General features: G+C 35.3%; 2 pseudogenes. Both read left to right on the top strand.

The annotated features are described in order from the left end of the window. Positions 1-89 precede the first annotated feature (89 nt). Positions 90-830 (top strand): annotated as a pseudogene (locus tag GO685_RS05300) (phage major capsid protein); the annotation flags it as partial. Positions 831-910: 80 nt separating this feature from the next. Beyond that, positions 911-1,279: pseudogene (locus GO685_RS05305) on the top strand (hypothetical protein); the annotation flags it as partial.

The raw sequence follows: 1,279 nt of genomic DNA on the forward strand, positions 1-1,279 counted from the left end.
TGACAAGACTGCTGAGGTTTTTATGGGTTTTTTAAACTTCGTTGGTTCTCTCATATGGCTTCTCTAAAATTTTGTTCACAGAGACTAGTGCAGGTTGGAGTGGTGAAACAGTAGATGATGAAGATGGTGGCAGTAAATCCAAGTATGATTTTGCAAAAGATACGGATACGCCTAAAATTCAAAAGATTTCCATTACAACTTACGAATTATACGCTCAGCCACAGATATCACAAAAGCTGCTTGATGATGCGTTTGTTGATGTTGAAAGCTGGCTGGTGGAAAAGATTGCCGAGACTTTTAGTAAGGAAGAAAACGAAGCCTTCATTAAAGGTGAGGGCACTTTTCAGCCTAAAGGGATTTTAGCTTATGACGATGGAAACAGTTATAATAAAATAGAGCAAGTTAAAACTAACAAATTGGATAGCGATTCAATAATGGTATTGTACTATTCTCTAAATGAATATTACTCTAAAAATGTGTCGTTTTTGATAAATAGAAGTACGTTGAAGGGTGTTAGATTACTAAAATCCCAAACAGGCCAATACCTTTGGCAGCCAAGTTTGTCGCTTGAAGCTCTAGATACTTTAATGGGGATACCAGTATATCAATCTGCTGATATGCCACCTGCGTCAAGCAAACTGCCGGTAATCGCAATAGCAGATTTTAAAAAGGCTTATAAGATCGTAGATAGCAGAGGGATGAGAATACTGAGAGACCCTTATACGAATAGACCTTATGTTAGTTTTTTTATCACTAAGCGTGTCGGCGGAGAGGTTGTAAATACCAGCGCTATTAAATTGCTAAAGGTTACAAGCTCAGAAAAATACTAAAATATTCTCTAAAATAATTGACATGCTATGCTTTTTATGTAATAATTAAGTTAATTTATTATTAATTTTAGGAGTAAGATATGTGGCAAAGCATAAAAAAGTTTTTCAAGCGGATTGCTGACTGCACGGGAATTTCGTGGATTGCAAGAAAAATTTCATCAGGTTGGAATAGTGTTAAAAACTGGTGGTCTGGCAATAAGGTAACCCAGGTAAGTCAGAAAAGTGTTGCTATTCAAACAGATACCCAAATACAAAAAGCAACTCTTATTAATAGCATTACTGAAGTAGGAGATAAACTGGTTCTGTCTGTGGATAACGCTCTTCTATCGAAAATTTCTGAAAGTCATCATTCTATTCAAAAAGTATATATTGAATGTAACAAAGGCAAGTTCGAAGTTACTTTGGAAAAACTTCTTGGATTGAACGATAATGTTGCATCCTATATTATA

This window comes from Wolbachia endosymbiont of Madathamugadia hiepei (assembly GCF_013366855.1).
GTDB lineage: Bacteria > Pseudomonadota > Alphaproteobacteria > Rickettsiales > Anaplasmataceae > Wolbachia.